This is a genomic window from Gluconobacter sp. P1D12_c (assembly GCF_018812105.1).
Classification (GTDB): Bacteria; Pseudomonadota; Alphaproteobacteria; order Acetobacterales; family Acetobacteraceae; genus Gluconobacter; species Gluconobacter oxydans_A.
Map to the genome: position 1 here is coordinate 1 of NZ_JACSIQ010000247.1, position 551 is coordinate 551.

Consider the following 551-nt stretch of genomic DNA (forward strand, 5'->3'; position numbering starts at 1 on the left):
ATAATGAGACACTCAATACGCGACTGATACAGAGGTACGGATCGTTTAAGGAGTTCAAGGGGTCTCTTAATGATGAGAGGCTTCGCATCGTTCGAGATCAGTCTGATGGATCTCTGAAGATGATGAAGAAGCGTGTCATCAATGATGCTGAGCTTTTCACGAAGCGTGATGAAGGCGAAGCCACGATAGGTGTCCCTAAATCATTGGATATGTTCGGGCCCGATATTGCTATGGCTCTCTGTGTTGAGCCTTCTCTTGATGGTCGTGTCATCGTTGGTGATGAAATAAAATTCGAGCAGATGGAGAATAAGATTGTTGGGCTGATGCTCCCGCATCATGCTTTCTATAACGTCTCTGAACCCTGTCTTATGGTCCAGAATTATACGCAGACGCCTGACACTGAACTCGGCAAAAAGGCTCTCGAACTCATTGAAGTTGTCTCTAAGCGACACCATCAGCAGGTTATCGAAAAACTCCAAAAAATTGGATGCGATGCTCTAACGGGGCGTAATCTGTTTGCGTTGCGTGGTTCGTGGGAGCTTGGCAACAGG

1 protein-coding gene is annotated in these 551 nt (G+C 46.6%); it reads left to right on the plus strand.

The genetic code is table 11. The annotated features are described in order from the left end of the window. Window positions 1-551 (plus strand): hypothetical protein (locus KP705_RS16575; RefSeq protein WP_215765046.1); only part of this gene is annotated, 551 nt, incomplete at both ends.